Source organism: Bradyrhizobium sp. BRP23 (assembly GCF_020194135.1).
In the GTDB taxonomy this organism is placed as follows: domain Bacteria; phylum Pseudomonadota; class Alphaproteobacteria; order Rhizobiales; family Xanthobacteraceae; genus Bradyrhizobium; species Bradyrhizobium yuanmingense.
Genome location: NZ_JADYVW010000003.1, coordinates 359,708 through 378,432, shown reverse-complemented (window position 1 = coordinate 378,432; position 18,725 = coordinate 359,708). Strand labels below are relative to the sequence as shown.

At 65.8% G+C, this 18,725-nt stretch carries 22 protein-coding genes; 13 read left to right on the top strand and 9 right to left on the bottom strand.

The features are described from left to right. The first annotated feature begins 157 nt into the window (after window positions 1–157). The 9 genes from I6F24_RS09890 to gmk all read left to right on the top strand — a co-directional run bounded on the left by I6F24_RS09890 (window position 158) and on the right by gmk (window position 8,794). Entirely contained in the window at window positions 158–862 is a 705-nt protein-coding gene (locus I6F24_RS09890; protein WP_036000718.1) for a TetR/AcrR family transcriptional regulator C-terminal domain-containing protein, read from the top strand. A gap of 3 nt (window positions 863–865) precedes the next feature. Continuing rightward, a complete protein-coding gene (locus tag I6F24_RS09885) occupies window positions 866–1,891 on the top strand; it encodes a fatty acid desaturase family protein (RefSeq protein ID WP_036000715.1) in 1,026 nt (341 codons plus the stop codon). Window positions 1,892–2,079: 188 nt separating this feature from the next. After that, entirely contained in the window at window positions 2,080–3,039 is a 960-nt protein-coding gene (gene fabD / locus I6F24_RS09880; RefSeq protein ID WP_036022704.1) for an ACP S-malonyltransferase, read from the top strand. A 12-nt stretch (window positions 3,040–3,051) separates the two neighbouring features. After that, window positions 3,052–3,789, top strand: coding sequence for a 3-oxoacyl-[acyl-carrier-protein] reductase (fabG, locus tag I6F24_RS09875; protein WP_025035827.1), 738 nt, complete (start codon window positions 3,052–3,054; stop codon window positions 3,787–3,789). A gap of 312 nt (window positions 3,790–4,101) precedes the next feature. Then, window positions 4,102–4,341: an acyl carrier protein gene (locus I6F24_RS09870; RefSeq protein WP_008551805.1), complete on the top strand. Its 240-nt coding sequence runs from the start codon at window positions 4,102–4,104 to the stop codon at window positions 4,339–4,341. 108 nt (window positions 4,342–4,449) lie between these two features. After that, on the top strand, window positions 4,450–5,715 hold the full coding sequence (fabF, locus tag I6F24_RS09865) for a beta-ketoacyl-ACP synthase II (protein WP_225133029.1): 1,266 nt from the start codon (window positions 4,450–4,452) through the stop codon (window positions 5,713–5,715). A 127-nt stretch (window positions 5,716–5,842) separates the two neighbouring features. Continuing rightward, complete coding sequence (mltG, locus tag I6F24_RS09860) at window positions 5,843–7,126, top strand: endolytic transglycosylase MltG (protein WP_036000702.1); 1,284 nt, start codon at window positions 5,843–5,845, stop codon at window positions 7,124–7,126. Window positions 7,127–7,243: 117 nt separating this feature from the next. After that, window positions 7,244–8,131: a YicC/YloC family endoribonuclease gene (locus I6F24_RS09855; RefSeq protein ID WP_225149498.1), complete on the top strand. Its 888-nt coding sequence runs from the start codon at window positions 7,244–7,246 to the stop codon at window positions 8,129–8,131. 3 nt (window positions 8,132–8,134) lie between these two features. Continuing rightward, the gene (gmk, locus tag I6F24_RS09850; RefSeq protein WP_036000695.1) at window positions 8,135–8,794 is read left to right on the top strand and encodes a guanylate kinase; all 660 of its coding nucleotides are present in this window, start codon (window positions 8,135–8,137) and stop codon (window positions 8,792–8,794) included. Here gmk and I6F24_RS09845 read toward each other — a convergent pair. Beyond that, a complete protein-coding gene (locus tag I6F24_RS09845) occupies window positions 8,727–9,929 on the bottom strand; it encodes a hypothetical protein (RefSeq protein WP_225149499.1) in 1,203 nt (400 codons plus the stop codon). The genes gmk and I6F24_RS09845 overlap by 68 nt on opposite strands. Before the next feature lie 268 nt (window positions 9,930–10,197). Here I6F24_RS09845 and I6F24_RS09840 point away from each other — a divergent pair, with 268 nt between their 5' ends. The 3 genes from I6F24_RS09840 (at window position 10,198) to I6F24_RS09830 (ending at window position 11,723) form a co-directional block, all read left to right on the top strand. Beyond that, complete coding sequence (locus I6F24_RS09840) at window positions 10,198–10,515, top strand: metalloregulator ArsR/SmtB family transcription factor (RefSeq protein ID WP_036000689.1); 318 nt, start codon at window positions 10,198–10,200, stop codon at window positions 10,513–10,515. Next, entirely contained in the window at window positions 10,512–10,997 is a 486-nt protein-coding gene (locus I6F24_RS09835) for an SRPBCC family protein (RefSeq protein ID WP_225149500.1), read from the top strand. The genes I6F24_RS09840 and I6F24_RS09835 overlap by 4 nt, the downstream gene beginning before the upstream one ends. Window positions 10,998–11,111: 114 nt before the next feature. Beyond that, window positions 11,112–11,723, top strand: coding sequence for a cupin (locus I6F24_RS09830; RefSeq protein WP_225149501.1), 612 nt, complete (start codon window positions 11,112–11,114; stop codon window positions 11,721–11,723). On the opposite strand, the gene I6F24_RS09825 is transcribed toward I6F24_RS09830, so the two are convergent. Together I6F24_RS09825 and I6F24_RS09820 are read right to left on the bottom strand one after the other, a co-directional pair. Beyond that, the gene (locus I6F24_RS09825) at window positions 11,711–12,412 is read right to left on the bottom strand and encodes a Crp/Fnr family transcriptional regulator (protein ID WP_036022712.1); all 702 of its coding nucleotides are present in this window, start codon (window positions 12,410–12,412) and stop codon (window positions 11,711–11,713) included. The two genes, I6F24_RS09830 and I6F24_RS09825, sit on opposite strands and share 13 nt — an antisense overlap. Window positions 12,413–12,429: 17 nt before the next feature. Next, window positions 12,430–12,669, bottom strand: coding sequence for a hypothetical protein (locus I6F24_RS09820; RefSeq protein ID WP_036000675.1), 240 nt, complete (start codon window positions 12,667–12,669; stop codon window positions 12,430–12,432). 155 nt (window positions 12,670–12,824) lie between these two features. Here I6F24_RS09820 and I6F24_RS09815 point away from each other — a divergent pair, with 155 nt between their 5' ends. Next, the gene (locus I6F24_RS09815) at window positions 12,825–13,562 is read left to right on the top strand and encodes a Crp/Fnr family transcriptional regulator (RefSeq protein WP_036022714.1); all 738 of its coding nucleotides are present in this window, start codon (window positions 12,825–12,827) and stop codon (window positions 13,560–13,562) included. Between the two features lie 10 nt (window positions 13,563–13,572). Here I6F24_RS09815 and I6F24_RS09810 read toward each other — a convergent pair whose 3' ends face one another. The 6 genes from I6F24_RS09810 to I6F24_RS09785 all read right to left on the bottom strand — a co-directional run bounded on the left by I6F24_RS09810 (window position 13,573) and on the right by I6F24_RS09785 (window position 18,718). After that, complete coding sequence (locus tag I6F24_RS09810; RefSeq protein WP_225112265.1) at window positions 13,573–14,292, bottom strand: Crp/Fnr family transcriptional regulator; 720 nt, start codon at window positions 14,290–14,292, stop codon at window positions 13,573–13,575. Window positions 14,293–14,479: 187 nt separating this feature from the next. Then, window positions 14,480–14,686: a hypothetical protein gene (locus tag I6F24_RS09805; RefSeq protein ID WP_109144002.1), complete on the bottom strand. Its 207-nt coding sequence runs from the start codon at window positions 14,684–14,686 to the stop codon at window positions 14,480–14,482. Window positions 14,687–14,760: 74 nt separating this feature from the next. Beyond that, the gene (locus I6F24_RS09800; protein ID WP_109144001.1) at window positions 14,761–15,819 is read right to left on the bottom strand and encodes an alcohol dehydrogenase; all 1,059 of its coding nucleotides are present in this window, start codon (window positions 15,817–15,819) and stop codon (window positions 14,761–14,763) included. 27 nt (window positions 15,820–15,846) lie between these two features. Next, on the bottom strand, window positions 15,847–16,701 hold the full coding sequence (gene rsmA / locus I6F24_RS09795; RefSeq protein WP_109144000.1) for a 16S rRNA (adenine(1518)-N(6)/adenine(1519)-N(6))-dimethyltransferase RsmA: 855 nt from the start codon (window positions 16,699–16,701) through the stop codon (window positions 15,847–15,849). Next, entirely contained in the window at window positions 16,701–17,783 is a 1,083-nt protein-coding gene (gene pdxA / locus I6F24_RS09790; protein ID WP_225149502.1) for a 4-hydroxythreonine-4-phosphate dehydrogenase PdxA, read from the bottom strand. Before pdxA ends, rsmA begins: the two co-directional genes overlap by 1 nt. Then, entirely contained in the window at window positions 17,783–18,718 is a 936-nt protein-coding gene (locus I6F24_RS09785) for a SurA N-terminal domain-containing protein (RefSeq protein ID WP_036000650.1), read from the bottom strand. Before I6F24_RS09785 ends, pdxA begins: the two co-directional genes overlap by 1 nt. Window positions 18,719–18,725: the final 7 nt, after the last annotated feature.

Genomic DNA, 18,725 nt, shown 5'->3' with positions numbered 1-18,725 from the left:
CTTATACGGATTTTGGTCGGCTTTGCAAGGTGGAGGGGCATCTTCGAGCCGAGCCGGTCCGCCCTCCAACGGGAACAAGAACCCCATCCTCCATACCAAGATTCGGCTTGATCTGTTTGTTTGTATAACATACAAATAATTCAGCGGAGAGGATCCCATGGCAGAAGCGTCGGCCGATGCGCCGCTCGAAGCGGCAGGCGACCCCAAGCACGCCGCGCGCGCGACGCGCTCGGCCGGCCGCAAGATGCGGTCACTGCTCCTGGATGCTGCGAGCCCGCTGTTTCGGGAGCGGGGGCTGTCAGGCACGTCGATTACCGACATCGCGGCCGCCGCGGACGCGTTCCCGAGCCAGATCACCTATTACTTCCGCACCAAGGAGGCGCTGTTTGTCGAATGCGCCTGCCGCGATCTGTTGTATCTGGCACGGGCCACCGAGCAGGCGGCGCTCAAGGCGCGCACGCCCGGGGAATACACCCACGCGCTGGCCGAGACCGTGACGGCGAGCGATTCGGTCGCCTTCTTCGCCGAGGCGCTGACGCTGACGCGGCGTCGCCAGGATCTCGCGCCGCTGGTGGAGCGCACCATCGAGCGCCTGCACAGCGAGGGTACGCGCGCTTATGCGGGGCAGGTCGCGCGGCACGGCTGGCGCTCGCTGCGCGCGCCCGACGAAAGCTCGCGGCGGTTCTGGGCCGTCGCCATCGGCGTCATTCTCGAGGGCTACGCGATGGGCCGCTCGCCCGAGGCGCTCTGCGCCGAGATGCTGCGCGTGCTGGGCGAGCAGGCGAAATCCACTGAAGACACCGCCCGCCTGCGTCTCGTCGAGGCGCGCGAGGCATCCGACAATTCCAATGGAAAGGGTTAGGCCATGACCGCGCTTCGCATGCGTGCCCGCGATTTCCTGACCGACGATCAATTGGCCGAGGTGCGCCAGCGCGCGACGTGGAAAGGCGCTGCGCTGATCGCGCACGCCTGGACGCTGATCATTGCAGCCATCGCGCTGGTCGCGTGGTGGCCCAATCCGCTCACCTATATCTTCGCCGTCGCCATCATCGGCTCGCGCCAGCTCGGCCTTGCGATCCTGATGCATGACGGCGCACATGGTTGCCTGTCCGCCGACGAGAAAACCAATCTGACGCTGAGCCAGTGGTTCTGCGCCTATCCGCTGTTTGCGGAGACGCGCAGCTACCGGCGCTATCACCTTCAGCACCATGCGCGCACCCAGCAGGAGGACGACCCCGACCTCGTGCTGTCGGCGCCGTTTCCGATCACCAAGTTGAGCTATCGCCGCAAGTTCATCCGCGACATCACCGGGCAGACCGGCTACCAGCAGCGCAAGGCGCAGTTGCTCAACGCGCTCGGGCCAAAGGACTGGTCATGGCGGCAACGTGCAGCGCATTTCTGGGAGACGCTCGGCCCGCAATGTGTGGTCAACGGGATCATGTTTGCCGCGCTCGCCGCGGCCGGCGTGTGGTGGGCCTATCCGCTGCTCTGGCTGGTGCCGCTCTTGACGTGGATGATGGTCATCACCCGCATCCGCAATATCGCCGAGCACGCCGTCGTCCCCGATAGCAGCGACCCCTTGCGCAACACGCGCACGACGCATGCCAATTTTCTCGAGCGCCTGTTCATCGCGCCGTATTACGTGAACTATCACCTCGAGCATCATCTGTTGTTCTACGTGCCCTGCTACAATCTGCCGAAGGTGCACCGGCTGCTGAGTGCGAGCCGGTACGCCGATCGCATGGAAGTGCAGCCGAACTACGCTTCGGTGCTGCGGCTGGCCACGGCAAAGCCGAACCGCGAGGATCGGCCGGGGCAACTGGTGAACAGTGCGCGCCGAGCGCGGGCAGGAGCGGACGTCGATGCCAACCAGACCGCCGGCGGGTTTTGAGGGGCTTATTCCCCGTTGAATGCTGCTCCAAGTTCCCGTCTCGGCTTGACAGTGCGGCCCCGGACGGTGTCTACGGCCCCCTTTGGAGCATGATCCGGAACCATGGCCCAAGGAACCACGGCCTAAGGCCGGGCGTAAATCGGCTGCCGGTTCAGAACAGGGATCATGCCTGACAGCAGGGAGCGCCGATGACGGCTGCATTCACATTTCCTGGGCAGGGTTCCCAGGCTGTCGGCATGGGCAAGGCCCTGGCCGACGCCTTTCCGGTGGCGCGCGCCGTATTCGACGAGGTCGATGCCGCGCTCGGGGAGAAGCTGACCGGCATCATCTGGGAAGGTCCGGCCGAAACTCTCCAGCTCACCGAGAACGCCCAGCCGGCGCTGATGGCCGTGTCTATCGCGACCTTGCGCGTGCTCGAGGCCGAGGCTGGTTTTTCCGTAGGACGAGACGCTGCCTTCGTCGCGGGCCACTCGCTCGGTGAATATTCGGCGCTGGCGGCGGCCGGCAGCCTGACGGTTTCGGATACCGCGCGTCTGCTTCGCACCCGCGGTCTCGCAATGCAAAAGGCGGTCCCGGTCGGCGCCGGCGCGATGGCCGCGCTGCTCGGTCTCGACTACGAGGCCGCCATGGAGGTCGCGGGCGAGGCGGCGCAGGGGCAGGTCTGCCAGGCCGCCAACGACAATGGCGGCGGCCAGGTCGTCGTCTCCGGCGACAAGGCTGCGGTCGATCGCGCCGTCGAGATCGCCAAGGCCAAGGGCGCCAAGCGCGCGATGCTGCTGCCGGTGTCCGCCCCGTTCCATTGCAAGTTGATGCAGCCGGCTGCGGATGCCATGGCGGAGGCGCTGTCGAAGGTTACGATCAAGGCGCCGGCCGCCCCGCTGGTGTCGAACGTGCTGGCGAGCGCCATCACCGGTCCCGACGAGATCCGCCGCCGCCTGGTCGAGCAGGTCACCGGCACAGTGCGCTGGCGCGAGTCGGTGGCTTACATGGCCGGGCAGGGCGTCACCCGCTTCTTCGAGATCGGCGCCGGCAAGGTGCTGACCGGTCTCGTCAAGCGTATCGCGGACGGTGCCGTCGGCATTGCGGTCGGCGGCCCGAACGATATTGCCGCCGCCAAGGATGCATTGGCCGCTGCGAAGCAGGCTTAAAGGAGTCCATCAATGTTCGATCTGACTGGCCGAAAGGCGCTCGTCACCGGCGCGACCGGCGGCATTGGCGGCGCGATCGCGCAGGCGCTGCACGCGCAGGGCGCCACCGTCGCCATTTCAGGGACGCGCAAGGAGGTGCTGGACGAGCTTGCCGGCAAGCTCGGCGAGCGCGCCCACGTGCTGCCCTGCAATCTCTCCAAGGCCGATGAGGTCGAGGCGCTGGTGCCCGCTGCGGAAGCGGCGATGGGCCAGGTCGACATTCTCATCGCCAATGCCGGCATCACGCGCGACAATCTCTTCGTGCAGCTTCGCGACGAGGACTGGGACGAGGTTATCAACGTCAATCTGACCGCGACCTTCCGCTTGGCGCGCGCCGCGACCAAGCTGATGATGCGCAAGCGCTTCGGCCGCATCGTCGCCATCACCTCGGTGGTCGGCGTCACCGGCAATCCCGGGCAGGGCAATTATACGGCGTCGAAAGCCGGCCTGATCGGCATGATCAAGACGTTAGGGGCCGAATACGCCAAGCGTGGCGTGACCGCGAACTGCATCGCGCCGGGCTTCATCAAGACGCCGATGACCGATGCGCTCAACGACAAGCAGCGCGAAACGATTCTCACCAAGGTTCCGGCCGCCCGCCTGGGGACGCCCGAGGACATCGCAGCGGCCGCTGTCTATCTGAGCTCGAACGAAGCAGCCTACGTCACCGGGCAGACCATCCACGTCAACGGCGGCATGGCCATGATCTGACGTCTCGTGCCGCGTCGCCTGTCGCGGCGGTGCGGCATGCGGCAAACGGCCGTTTCCGGAGCGAAATGAGGCTTGTAGTCAAGGCAATTGAAGTATGATAACCGGACCTCCAACGGATGGGCAAAGAACGCCATTGCAGGTTTTTGAAACCCTGTATATTGGCGATGCGGAGCCTTTGGCCGTCGTTCGCCGGGGCCTCCATCGGTTAGGATGGGCCAAATCAAAGTTCGTAAGCGAAGGCAGTCAAACGACCACGACGGCTCGTATCGTCCCGGGGGGTCGGGTCTACAGGGAACAACACGAGGTTAAGCAATGAGTGACATTGGCGAGCGGGTTAAGAAGATCGTGGTCGAACACCTTGGTGTTGAACCCGAGAAGGTTGTCGACAACGCGAGCTTCATCGACGACCTCGGCGCCGACAGTCTGGATACCGTCGAGCTGGTGATGGCGTTCGAAGAGGAATTCGGTTGCGAGATTCCGGACGACGCTGCGGAAACGATTCTCACCGTCGGCGACGCTACGAAGTTTCTCGAGAAGAACGCGAAGAGCTAAGGCTCTTCAATTTCGCGGGGACAACATTGAAACCGGACGGGCCGCTTCGCAGCGGTCAGCCGGTTTCTTGTTATTGGCCGTGAATCTTTCGATGCGGAGTTTTCGGATATGAGGCGGGTTGTCGTCACGGGTCTCGGCATGGTCTCGCCACTCGGCTGTGGCGTCGAGCCGACCTGGAAGCGCATCCTCAACGGCGAAAGCGGTGCGCGCAGGATCGAGAGCTTCGATGTCTCCGATCTGCAGACCAAGATCGCCTGCACGGTCGTGCGCGGCGACGGCTCGAACGGCAGCTTCAATCCGGACAAGTGGATGGAGCCGAAGGACCAGCGCAAGGTCGACGACTTCATCATCTTCGGCATGGCCGCGGCCGGCCAGGCGCTCGACGACGCCAACTGGCATCCCGAGACCGAAGAGGACAAATGCGCGACCGGCACCATGATCGGCTCCGGCATCGGCGGCCTCAACGGCATCGCCGATACCGCGATCCTGCTGAAGGAGCGCGGGCCGCGCCGGGTGTCGCCGTTCTTCATTCCCGGCCGCTTGATCAATCTCGCCTCCGGCTACGTCTCGATCGCGCACGGGCTGAAGGGGCCGAACCATTCGGTGGTCACGGCATGCTCGACCGGCGCGCATGCGGTTGGCGATGCCGCCCGCCTGATCGCGCTGGGCGATGCCGACGTGATGGTCGCGGGCGGCGCCGAGTCGCCGATCAGCCGCATCGGCATCGCCGGCTTCAACGCCGCGCGCGCGCTGTCGACCGGTTTCAACGAGACTCCCGAAAAGGCCTCGCGTCCCTACGATAAAGACCGCGACGGCTTCGTGATGGGCGAGGGCGCCGGCGTCCTCGTGCTGGAGGAGCTGGAGCACGCTAGGCGGCGCGGCGCGAAGATCTATGCCGAGGTGATCGGCTATGGTCTGTCGGGTGATGCCTATCACATCACCTCGCCGTCGCCCGACGGCGATGGCGGCTTCCGCAGCATGTCGGCCGCGCTCAAGCGTGCCGGGCTGACGCCGTCCGATCTCGATTACATCAACGCGCACGGGACCTCGACGCCGCTCGGCGACGAGATCGAGCTCGGCGCGGTCGAGCGTCTGCTCGGCAACGCCGCCTCCAAGGTCGCGATGTCCTCGACCAAGTCGTCGACCGGCCATCTGCTCGGCGCGGCCGGTGCGATCGAAGCGATTTTCGCGATTCTGGCGATTCGCGATAATGTCGTGCCGCCGACGATCAATCTCGACAATCCGTCGGTCGAGACCGCGATCGATCTCGTGCCGCACAAGTCGAAGCAGCGTGAGGTCAACGTCGCGTTGTCGAACTCTTTTGGTTTTGGCGGTACCAATGCGTCGGTGATCGTCCGGCGCCTAGTCAGTTAGTTTGTGTTTGAGACGAATCCACCGTTTTGCCGTATTCGGCGATAGTCATGGACGTGGGCGCGTGCGTTTTTGGCAGGGCAAGCGATTGTCGGGCCGCTATTGAACCGGCAGGATTCAGGTTGTTTCGATGAGTGAAAGGCCGCCCATTTCACCCCGGAGTCCGCGGGCCGCGCTCGAGCCCGAGCAACTTCCGCCGCCGCCCAAGCGGTCGGACCGCGCGCGCAATCCGTTCGTCGTCGTCGGCAACGCCATCATCACGCTTCTGCTGATCGCCATGCTCGGCGCCGGCGGCGTCTATTATTACGGCCGCCAGGTGCTCGAGGCGCCCGGACCGCTGAAGGAGGACAAGATCGTCAACATCCCGCAGCGTGCGGGCAAGCGCGACATCGCCGAGACGCTGAACCGGGAAGGCGTGACTGACGTCAATCCCTGGGTGTTCATCGCCAGCGTCGCCGCGTTGAAGGCGAGCTCGGACCTCAAGCCGGGTGAGTATTCCTTCCAGAAGAACGCCTCGCTGCGCGACGTCATCGGCACCATCGTCGAGGGCAAGGTGGTGCAGCACGCCGTGACGATTCCCGAAGGCCTGACCTCCGAGCAGATCGTGGCGCGGCTGTCCGACAACGACATCTTCACCGGCAGCGTGCGCGAGCTGCCGCGCGAAGGCACGCTGCTCCCGGAGACCTACAAATTCCCACGCGGCACCCCGCGCGAGCAGGTGGTCCAGCGCATGCAGCAGGCGCACAAGCGTGTGCTGTCGGAGATCTGGGAGCGCCGCAATCAGGACATTCCGGTCAAGACGCCGGAGCAGCTAGTCACGCTGGCGTCCATCATCGAGAAGGAAACCGGCAAGGCGGACGAGCGCAGCCGCGTCGCCGCGGTGTTCGTCAACCGGCTGAAGCAGCGGATCAAGCTGCAGTCCGATCCGACCATCATCTACGGCCTCGTCGGCGGCAAGGGAACGCTGGGCCGGCCGATCAAACGCAGCGAGATCACGCAGCCCTCGCCCTACAACACCTATGTGATCGACGGCCTGCCGCCGGGCCCGATCTCCAATCCGGGCCGCGCCTCGCTCGAAGCTGCCGCCAACCCGGCCCGCACCCGCGACCTCTATTTCGTCGCCGACGGCACCGGCGGGCATGCCTTTACCGAAACCTACGACGCGCACCAGAAGAACGTCGCCAAGCTCCGCGCGATGGAGAAGCAGATCCAGAACGACACGGTCGAGCCGCCCGAGGACGCGCAGCCGCCGGCCGTTGCCGCGCCTGGCGCTGCCGACGCGCCGACCGCGGCCACGCCGGCACGGCCCAATCAGCAGAAGAGGCCGCCGGCAGCGCGCCCGGCTGCTCCAGCCAATCCCCCACCGGCCCGGCAGGGCGCGGTGCAGGGCTCGCCGCCGGTGGTTCAGCGCTGAGCCTTGCGCGCAGACCGGCTTGCGGACATTGCCGATTCCACTTTCCGGCAAAATAGTCTTAAGATTCGCGTGGCTTGATAGCCTCGCGAATCCCGTGTTCCTGGAGAATTTGAACTGATGGCGCTGTCGTCCATGACCGGCTTTGCGAGATGCCACGGCGCAAGCGGGCCGTATACGTTCGAATGGGAGTTGAAGTCGGTCAATGCCAAGGGCTTCGACTTGCGCGTGCGGCTGCCGCAGGGGTTTGATGAGCTCGAGGCCCATGCCAAGAAGCGCGCGGGCGAGCTGCTCTCACGCGGCACCGTCTATGCCAATCTCACCGTCAAGCGCACCAATGCCGCCGCCACCGTCCGCATCAACGAGGACGTGCTCAACGCGGTGCTGAAGGCCGCCGCGCTGATCTCGGGGAAGGTCGACGCGGTGGCGCCGAGCATCGACGGCCTGCTCGCCATCAAGGGCGTCGTCGAGGTAGCCGAGCCCGAGGGCGACGAGGAGGAGGACAAGGCAGCGCGCGCCGCGGCCGCCGAGGCCTTCGACAAGGCGCTCGACGAGCTCGTTGCGATGCGCAAGCGCGAGGGCACGTCGCTTGGGCAGATCCTGACCCAGCGCGTCGACGAGATCGAGCAGCTGGCGAAGAGAGCGGAGGCCGCGCCCGGCCGCAAGCCGGAGGCGATCAAGGCGAAGCTCGCTGAGCAGATCGCAGCGCTGCTCGACACCTCCGATCGTTTCGACTCCGACCGCCTGATGCAGGAGGCGATCCTGATCGCGACCAAGGCCGACATCCGCGAGGAGCTCGACCGCATCGCCTCCCACATCACGCAGGCGCGCGAGCTGATCGGCAAGGGCGGCCCGATCGGGCGCAAGCTGGATTTCCTTGCGCAGGAGTTTCACCGCGAGGTCAACACCTGCTGCTCGAAGTCGAACGACATCGAGTTGACCAACACGGGCCTCGCCATGAAGAACGTGGTCGAGCAGTTCCGCGAGCAGGTGCAGAATCTGGAGTGATCGATGACGACGGGCGGTCACGGAACTGACGGTGTCGAGCGGCGCGGATTGATGTTCGTGCTGTCCTCGCCATCAGGCGCGGGCAAGACGACGCTGTCGCGCATGCTGATCGATCGGATGCCGGGCTTGAAAATGTCGGTATCTGCGACCACGCGCGCGATGCGGCCGGGCGAGGTCAACGGCAAGGACTATACGTTTGTCGACAAGGCGACGTTCGATGCCATGGTGAAGGCCGACGAACTGCTGGAATGGGCGACGGTGTTCGACAACAGCTACGGCACGCCGCGCGGCCCCGTGGATGCGGCGTTGTCGGCCGGCCAGGATGTGCTGTTCGACATCGACTGGCAGGGCACCCAGCAATTGAAGCAGAAGGCGCGCGCCGATGTCGTCAGCGTCTTCATCCTGCCGCCCTCGGCGGCCGACCTCGAGAAGCGCCTGCATTCGCGCGCGCAGGATTCCGACGAGGTGATCCGCAAGCGCATGAGCCGCGCCAGCGACGAGATGAGTCACTGGGCCGAGTACGACTACATCGTGATCAACCACGCGGTCGACGAAGCCTTCGCCGAGGTGCAGTCGATCCTGAAGGCCGAGCGCCTCAAGCGCGAGCGGCGGATTGGCCTCGTAGGCTTCGTGCGAAGTTTGCAAGGTCAGCTTCAAGGTTAGGCCGCGACAGGCGCGGCCCTTCCTTCGCCAGCTGCTCCAGCATAGTCGTGATCGCGTCGACATCGACGGCATCGGTATCCCGACCTGCCGGCGCGTCATCGCGATCCGCCTCAATTTCGTTGGCGGCAAGCTTGGGTGCAGCAGCCCGATCGAACAACTTGGTCTCGACCTTGTCGCTTCTGGACTCGACCGGTTTTGCGGCCGGAGCGACGGCACGTTGCCTGCGCGCGTCGATCAGCTCGATCTCGCGGCCGATCGCGGCGAGTTTCGTCACTTGTCTTGTCGGTTGCGGACGTGCCGCATCGAAGTCGATCGGGCGGGGCGGCTGGGCGGCGGCCGGCGGTGAATCGCGCCAGGGCGCGTGGCTTCCGTCATGGTCCTGCGGCGCCCAATCGTCCCAATGCCCGCGGCGGTCGGCGGCCCTGGCGCGGACGCGTCCGCCGGCGAAGCGGTAGATGACGCTGGCGAGGATGCCGGCGAGCGCCAGCGCACCGCCGATCACAAGCATCAGCATCTGCAGCGAACCGCCGGACTTGTCAGTCGTGCCATCGGCCGCGGGCGGGAGCGGAGCAGGGGATTTTGACAGCTTCGCGTTTGGCTGCGCGGCTGCTGCAACCGTGGTTTCCGCCGGCTGATGCGCTGGCGCGGTGGACGCTGTGGAGGCCTCGGGCCAGCGCGCGGTCACGGCCGGCTGCTGCGCGTTGGTTTCGGCGACGCTGCTCGGCGGCTGCGGCGCGACCGCGGGTGCATTCGCTGCAGCCGGCGCGGGCGCGGCCATGTTCGGCGTGCCCGCTGCGGCACTCGTCTGCGGCGCGATATATTCCGCGCGCGCGTTCTGCACGGCCTGCGGCGGTGCTGCATCCGGCTCGGATGTATCGGTCGTCGCCTGCGCGGTCTGTGCGGCTTTGCCGCCAGCTGCGCGCAGATACCAGCACTTGCGCTTCGTCGTGCGATCGAGGCGGTAGTACCAGTGCTGGCCCTGCGGCGCGGCATCCTTCGGCGAAGCCAGGCAGTCGGGCGCCGCGGCGGCCGTGCTCGATGGCGTCGGCGCGTTCTGCGATACCGCGGCCAATGGCGCGCCCGCGAGGATGCTGGCGACGAGGGTCGAAATGAACTTTGCGGTGCGGTTGCCCATCCTGGTCTCCCGGTTACGCATGACGCAACTCTTAACCATCCCTTTGTCATCAAAGACTTGGGTGGCAATGAGCCGCAAATCCGGAGAGGATGTGGCTTGAATCGGGCCTGCGCGACGTTCGTTCCGCCCCCGGATGAGACTCTCCCAACGTCACGATCAGAGTTCCACGCCACGACCTGAGCCGGTTGACACGATCATAAGTCAGCACTAATCATTAGTAGTAACTTATGACAAGTCGAACAAGCGTGGCATGGGGCGGTGAGTGTCTATGGCTAAGGACAGCGCACAACTGGCCGCACTCGGCGATCCCACCCGCAGGCGGATATTCGAGCTTGTCGGTGCACGGCCACGCACGGTCGCCGAGATCACGCGACAGCTGCCCGTGTCCCAGTCGGCCGTCTCACAGCATCTCAAGGTGCTGCGCGAATCCCGCTTGGTTCGTGCAGAGCCGAAGGGCGCCAGCAACGTCTATTACGTCGATCCGGCGGGACTCGGCCAGATGCGAGCCTGGCTCGACCGGTTCTGGAGCGACACGTTGGCCGCTTACAAACTAGCCGTCGAAAAACCATCGGAGGGATCCAGATGAACACACGTGTATCGATTGCGCCCGTCAAACATTCCATCGTCGTCGAGGCGCCGATCGAGCGCGCGTTCAAGGTCTTCACCGAAGACTTCGGCAGCTTCAAGCCGCGCGAGCACAATCTGCTCGCCGTTCCCATCGCAGAGACCGTATTCGAACCTCGGGTGGGCGGAAGCATTTATGATCGGGGGATCGACGGCAGCGAATGCCGCTGGGCGCGCGTGTTGGCGTTCGAACCACCCAATCGAGTCCTCTTGAGCTGGGACATCAGCCCGCGCTGGCAAATCGAGACCGATCCCGCCAAGACGAGTGAATGGGAGGTCCGGTTCATTGCGGAGACACCAAGCCGGACCCGCTTGGAGCTGGAGCACCGTCACCTCGATCGGCATGGCGAGGGCTGGGAAGGCGTCCGCGGCGGCGTTGACAGCGATCAGGGTTGGCCGCTCTATCTGCGGCAGTTTGCCGAACTGATTGCCGCCAAGCGTTGACGCGCTTCCTTCCGACGCCGCGTCATGACGAGGAGAGGCCCTGTCGGGCCTTGCTCCGATCGGGCCCGGAAACTTCTCACCTCCGCAGCCGTTATTCGCGGCTGAGGAGACGTCATGCCGGTCAAGGATCAGATCAAGAACTTCGCCAAGAAGCTGGTAGAGGAGCAGCCCGATGCAGCGACGCTGCGGGGGCTGGTACGGGCCCGCAAGCCCACGGCCATGCACTTTCGCGATGACGGCATCGTGCCGAACCATCCGCGCTTCCCGGCGCTGCTCTATCGCGGCGCGGTGAAGCTGAACGGTCGGCGCTTTCCGCCCGAGGTCGTCATCGACACGCTGTTCGACACCAATGGCTGGGGCCGGTCGTGGCGCGACACCGTGTACGACTTCGTCCACTATCATTCGCAGATCCATGAAGTGATGGGCGTGGCGCGCGGCACGGCGAGGATCGAGTGCGGCGGGATCAAGGGCCGCATCCTGAAACTGAAAGCCGGGGACGTGCTGGTCCTGCCCGCGGGCACCGGCCACCGGCTGATCGAATCCAGCCGGGACTTTATGGTCGTCGGCGCCTACCCGCAGGACGGCACCTATGACGAGTGCACCGACACACGCCAGCGTCCCGACGCGGTCAACCGCATCGCCAAGGTCCGCAAGCCGAAGACGGATCCCGTGCTGGGGAGCGGCGGACCACTGCTCGCCGCGTGGCGGTCCGCTCAGCTTAGATAATCAGGCGAGAAATCCGCAAGTCTGCGCAGCTCGTCGGGCTGGAGCAGTTCGATCTCGCTGCCGTCCCAGGCGATCAACCCGCGATGCCTCAGCTCCTGGATGGTGCGGTTGACGTGGACGATCGACAGTCCGCAGGCGTCCGCGACGTGACGCTGCGTCATCGGCATCTGGAAGCAGTTGCGCTTGACGAGGCCGACGATCTCCAGCCTTGCGGCGAGCTCGCAGATGAGGTGCGCGACCTTGGGCAGCGCCGCCTGCGCGCCGAGGCGGGCGATCCATTGCCGCGAGATGGCCGCGTCGATCAGCGTCTCGCGCCAGAAGACGCGGGTCAGGTGGATCGAGCTGTCGAGCAGCTGGCGGAGCTGGCTGTGGGCGACGGTGCCGACGATGGTCGGGCCGAGCCCCACGAGATCCGCGTCCATCGGCGAGACCAGCAGCGTGTGCAGGCATGGCATGTCGCCGGGAACATGGAAGGCGAGGGTCTGGCTGCGATCGCCGACGATGCGCGACTGGTAGAGGAAGCCGCTGACGACGAAGACGCAGCGGCTCGCGGCCTCGCCTTGGCGCAGCACGATCTCGCCATCCGCGACCTGGCGCAGCGTGGACGGCAAGCCCGCGATCTGGCGGCGCTCGTCCTCGGACAGGCCTTCGATCGTCTGCAGACGGACGATGAATTTCGGATGTGGCATGGGCCTCGCGTGCAGCTTCAGCCGTCCCGCGGCACGGACGCCTCGGCCAGGCGACGCGACAGTTTCGCAAGCGTCCAGTCGGAAACCGGCACGGAGCGGAACTCGCGGATCGCGCGAGCGAGCTCCTGATCCGACATCGGCCGGACCGGCTCCCTCAGCGTTCCCTTCAGCAAGGCGTCACTGATGCTGTCCAGATGCTCGCCGGCATCGGATGCGAACAGGCGCCGGATGCGCTCCAGGAGAGTGGTGCTTTTCATGTTAAGGCCGGCTGGTCCGAATGGGGGGAATGGGGTGGCTGCGATCGATGCGTCGCAAGCCGGTTAGCAACCTGTGCTTCCGATCTGCGTTCTAGTCCGCTGAACGCAAGCCGGACGTATCATTTGATAGAACCGGCGCGATTTTTGGCGGCTCCATGGAAAAAGCTCACGACGTGCTGATACGGAACCTCGGCGAGCACACCGGGCTCGCAGAGGAGGATATGGGCGAGATTCGCGCGTTGACCTTCATGCTGCGCGATTTCGCACCTAATGAGGATTTCATCCGTCAAGGCGACGAGCCCGAGCATTCCGCTTTGGTCGTCTCCGGCATGGTTGCCCGTTATCACCTGCTCGGCAGCGGGCGGCGGCAATATCTGGCGTTCCATCTCACCGGCGACCTTCCGGATGCGCAGGGGTTGTTCATCGACCAGATGGATCACGGGCTCAGTGCGCTCGGGCCGGCGTCGGTGGCGTTCATCCCGCACCGCGAATTGTTCATCGCGTTCCGGCGGCGGCCGACCTTCGCCCTCGCGGTCTGGCGCGAGACGCTGCGCGATGCCGCGATCTTTCGCGAGGCCATCACCAACAACAGTGCCCGGCCGATGCAGACCCGCATGGCGCACTTGTTTTGCGAGCTGTTTTACCGCGCCCGCGCGGCGCAGCTGGTGCGCGGCAATCGTTGCCGCATGCCGATCAGTCTCACGCAACTCGGCGAGACGCTCGGCATGGCGATCGCGACGGTGAACCGGACGCTCGCCGATCTCAGGCGCAGCGGCGCGATGGATCTTCGTGATGGCGAGCTGGTCGTGCTGAAATGGCGCGAGCTGCAGCGGCTCGGCGATTTCAGTCCGACCTATCTGCATCTGAAGCGGCAGTCGCCGCCGCATGCGTGAGGCGGAGGCATCAACCCTCCGCGGGTGCCGCTCCACCGCGCACCTCGTGGAAATGCTTCTTCACCCAATCGTTACAGCAGCAGGCTCTCGCTTCGAGCGCTGCTGCGTCGAGGATCAGGATGGCGCCGCGGCGGGTCGCGAGGATGCGCCGCGCCTTGAACATCTGGATGACGCGGCTGGCATAGCTGCGGGAGACGCCCAGCATGCCGGCGAGCTGCTCGTGGGTGAGAGGAATCTCGGCTCCGCCGATATGTTCCTGCGCGGACATGATCCACTTGGCGGCCCGCTGCTCGATCGAATGCGCAGCGTTGCAAGCCGCAGTCTGCAAGAGCTGCGCGAACTGGCAGTCGGCATAGCGCGCGAAGGCCTCCTGGAGCGTCGCCGATCTCTGCTGCGCCTGCTCGAGCGCGCGCAACGGCAGCCGCACCAGGGTGCCGCCAAACTTCACGACCATGCGCGAATAGGCGAGCGAAGGGCTGGGGCCGGCGGCGATGCCGACCGCGCCCTCGCGCCCCACCAGCAGGCTTTCGACCTCGCGATCGTCCTCGACCGGCACGGCGAACGACACCAGCGCGGGACCGCATGGAAAATGGACCGCGGCGACGTCGTCGCCGGCGTGATGCAGGACGTAGCTCGCCTCGACGTCGATCGGCTGGAGGTGAGGCGCGAGCAGTTCGAAATCCTGATGATTGAGCTGCCGGAGCAGATCGTTCTGGGGCCGACCGGTCACATTGTGTTCTCTTGGGCGGGCCGGGAATCGGCGCCAGCGGCAAACCTACGTTTCCGCGGCGGAACCGACGGTTCCAAAGTGCACACAACGGACGTTCGAACGTTGAAAACCAGAGCACGGCGTCGCGGCTTCAGCGGGCTGGGCGGCAGAGAGGATCGTCAGCCGCAGCGGACTTCGCGATCCCCCGTCAGCCGGCCCTGTGCGCAGCGGCGCGGTAAGCGTCGATCGCCCGGTTGGCGAGCATCAATTGCCGGCGCTCACCGGTTCGAAGCTGCGCCTCGATGGCGTCGAGCAGGAAGTTCGCGCTCGCGTCCGGTGGCCCGAGCTCGCCGCTCTTCTCCAGGCAGCTCCAGGCGATGAAGAATGCGCTTTCGACGGTGCAACGGATCGACATGCGCAGCCAACGCGGCGCGGCCGCAGGCGTTCCGTGCGGCGGGCGAGACTTGCATCGGACCCGCCGCGCCGCGGTCAGTTCTTCAGGACGATGCGGCCGACGACCTTGCCGGCACGCAATTCGTCGATCCACTTCTGCACGTCGCCCATCGGCTCCTCGCGCATCGGCGTCGGCTTGATCTTGCCGGCGCGGGCGAGCGCCATCAGCTCATGAGCCTCCGCGAGCGTGCCGACCATGAAACCTTCGATGGTCATGCGCTTGTAGACCCATTGCACCATCGGCAGCGTGAACTGGCCGCCCATCAGGCCGGAGACCACGATCTTGCCGCCGCGCGCGGCAACCGCGACGGCAAAGGCCATCGACTTCTCGTTGCCGGCGAAATCGACGACCTCGTCGAAGCCGCCCTCGGTCTCTTTCAGGATGCGTTTGATCACGTCGGGCTCGGCCGGATCGTAGGCGACGGCTGCACCGTTCTTGAGTGCGGTCTCGCGCGCGGCCGGCGAAAGGTCGGCAACCGTGATCGGCTGCTTGAACATCGCCTGCGCGAACGACAGGCCCATCATGCCGACGCCGCCGAGACCGATCAGCAGCAAATTGCGCTGGCGCGGACGGTCGACCAGGCGCTTGAGCGCGCCATAGGCGGTGACGCCGGAACACATCAAGGTCGCAGCCTGGTTGACGGGCAGGGGATCGTAGTCGAGCAGGTACTTGGCGTCGGGGACCAGCACGTGGGTGGCGAAGCCGCCGTCGATGGAGACGCCAAGGAAGCGTTGCTTCACACAAAGATTCTCGTCGCCATTGGCGCAGTCGCGGCACTGGCCGCAGCCGATCCACGGAAACACCGCCTTCTTGGCGCCGACGAGGCTGGCCGGAACATCGGGGCCGACCTCGTCGACGACGCCCGCGATCTCGTGGCCGAGCGTGAAGGGCAGCGTCATGCCGCGCGTGGTGTCGAGCTTCTTGCCGCCGCCGAGATCGGCATAGCCGTCCTGGATGTGGAGATCGGAATGGCAAAGACCGCAGCGCTCGATGCGGACCAAGACCTCACGGCCCTGCGGCTTGGGCGTCTCGACGATGGTCTCGCACAGCGGCGCATCGAACTTGACCAGGGACTGCCGACGCATCAACGCCATTTTCTTTCCTCCGGAATTCTTGGTTACTCAGTTTTCGCTGCGTATATCCGCCAATTCACGCGCCATGGCAACAAAGCCGGAGATGGGAATGGTCTCGGCGCGCCGCGTCGCGTCGACGCCGGCGGCTCGTGCAAGCCGCGCCGGATCGACATTCAGTGATTTCAGGCTTTGCCGCAGCATTTTCCGGCGCTGGCCGAAGGCGGCGGCGGCGACCTGTTCGAGCATCCTGCGATCGCAGGCAAGCGGCTCTGCGCGCGGCTTGAGACGCACGACGGAGGAGGTCACCTTCGGCGGCGGCACGAAGGCGGACGGCGCAATGTCGAACAGGATCTTGGTCTCGCAGCGCCAATTGGCGAGCACGCCGAGCCGGCCATAGGCCTCCTCGTCCTCGCGCGCGACGATGCGCTCGCCGACCTCGCGCTGGAACATCAGCACCATCATCTCGTACCAGGGCGGCCAGGGCTCGGTAACGAGCCAGTTGATGAGAAGCTGGGTCGCGATGTTGTAGGGCAGGTTGGCGACGATCTTGGCGCGTTCGCCCGCGAGCAGCGGGCGTGGATCGAAGGTCATGGCATCGCCATGCACGATCTCGAGTCTGCCCGGGTAGCGCGCGGAAATATCCTGCAAGGCGGGGATCGCGCGCTCGTCGTGCTCGATGGCGATGACGCGGCGGGCGCCGAGCGCGAGCAGCGCCCGCGTCAGCCCGCCCGGGCCGGGGCCGATCTCGACGATGGTGGAATCCTCGAGCGGTGCGGCCGCACGCGCGATGCGCGCGGTGAGATTGAGGTCCAGCAGGAAGTTCTGGCCGAGCGATTTGCGCGCCGACAGCGCGTGCTGGCGAATGACCTCGCGCAGCGGCGGGAGGTCGTCGATCGCGCTCATCAGCTTTGCGAGGCGGCCATGCGGCTGGCGAGCCGCAGCGCGGCGATCAGGCTCGCCGGATTGGCCTTGCCCGTGCCGGCGATGTCGAAGGCGGTGCCGTGATCGGGCGATGTGCGGATGAAGGGCAGTCCGAGCGTGACGTTGACGGCGTCGTCGAAGGCGACGGTCTTGATCGGGATCAGCGCCTGGTCGTGATACATGCAGACCGCGCAATCATAGGTCCGTCGCGCCGCCTCGTGGAACATGGTGTCGGCGGGCAGCGGCCCTCTGGCCTCGATGCCGTCGTTGCGCAGCGCTTTCAGCGCCGGGACGATGACGGTCTGCTCCTCGTGGCCGAGCGAGCCGTCCTCGCCGGCATGGGGATTGAGACCGGAGACCGCGATGCGCGGCCTTGCGATGCCGAAGCGGGACTTCAGCTCGGTGGCGACGATGCGGACGGTCGAGACGATCAGCTCGCTGGTGAGCTCGCCCAGCGCATCGCGCAGCGAGACGTGGATGGTCACGGGCACGACGGCGAGCTGGGGCGACCACAGCATCATCACCGGCTGCGGCACGCGGCCGTTCTCCGCGGCGAGCTCGGCGAGGAATTCGGTATGGCCGGGATGACGGAAGCCGGCGCGGTAGAGCACGCTCTTGGCGATCGGGTTGGTGACGACGGCGCCGGCACGGCCCGCGCGCACGTCGAGGACCGCCTGCCGGATCGAGGCGAGCGCGGCCGGCGCGCTGGATGAATCGGGCTTGCCGGGCTCGGCGGTGGCGCGCTCGCCGGTCGCGACCACGGGCAGGGCGTCCGTGAACGCGGAACCCGCTTCACTGGGGCCCACCGCGGCGATCCTGATATCGGCGCCGAGTGCCTTGGCGCGGCGCGCGATCAGGGCCTCGTCGCCGAGCAGATAGAAGGCGGGCAGGTTCAGCTCGCCCCGCCTGAGCCAGGCCGCGATCGTGATGTCGGGGCCGATGCCGGCGGGCTCTCCCAGGGTGAGGGCAAGGGGCTTGGCTGCAAGGGGCTTGGCTGCAAGGGGCTTGGTTGCAAGAGGCTTGGCTGCGGACTCGGTTGAGGGCTCTGAGAAGTGCTTGGCCATCAGCGGTTGCGATATTCGATCATCGCCGCCTTGCGCAGCTCGTCGAGATAGGCCTTCTGCGTCTTCTCGTACTTCTCCTGATACATCTTCTCGCGGACCTCACGCTTCTTCGGCGTGTCGATCATGGTCGGCTTGCGCGAGCACAGCACCACCATCTCGATGCCGTTCTTGGTCATCTCGGGCGCGGTCAGGCGGCCGATCGGGGTGTCATCGAGCACCTTGCGCAGCGGCTCCGGCAGCTCCGCGGTGGTCTTGGTGACGGTGTCGCGGATGGTCGCGTTCGGGGTCGAGCGGAACAGCGAATTGGCCTCCTCGCAGCTCCCGACGCGGGCCCGATAGGACTCGGCTTCTTTCTTCCGGGTTTCCAGGAACGCCGCCGACGAGCCGCGCGGCACGATCAGCACGATCGGCTGCATCTTGTACTCGGTGCCCTCGATCTGAAGCTTTTCGCCGGTCTGCGCCTGCACGGCCTGCGCGACGTCGCGCTCGCCGACCAGCAGCTTCTCCTTGAAGCGGCCGCGCACGAGGCTGCCCCAGACCATCTCGGCCCTCATGCGGCTCTTCAGCGTCTCCGGGCGGACTCCCTTGGATTCGAGCGACTTGGTGAGCTGATCCGGCGTGATGCGCATGCGCTGCGCCATGCCGTCATAGGACTGGTTGATGTCGGACACGCTGGGATCGACGCCGTATTTCTTGCCTTCCTTGATCTTGACCTTGTCGTCGATCAGCACGTTGATGACCTCCTGCCGGCTGGGGGTCTTCTGTGTCGACAGCTGGTCGAGCTTGATGCGCTGCTCGATGTCGAAATCGGTGATGGGATCGCCGTTGACCATCACGGCGATGTTCTGCGCGCGCGACGGCGAGGGCAGGGCGGCCAAGATCAGCCCGGCACCGATGGCGAGAAGGAGGCGGAAGACAGGCAATGGCGTCGTCATGATGTCG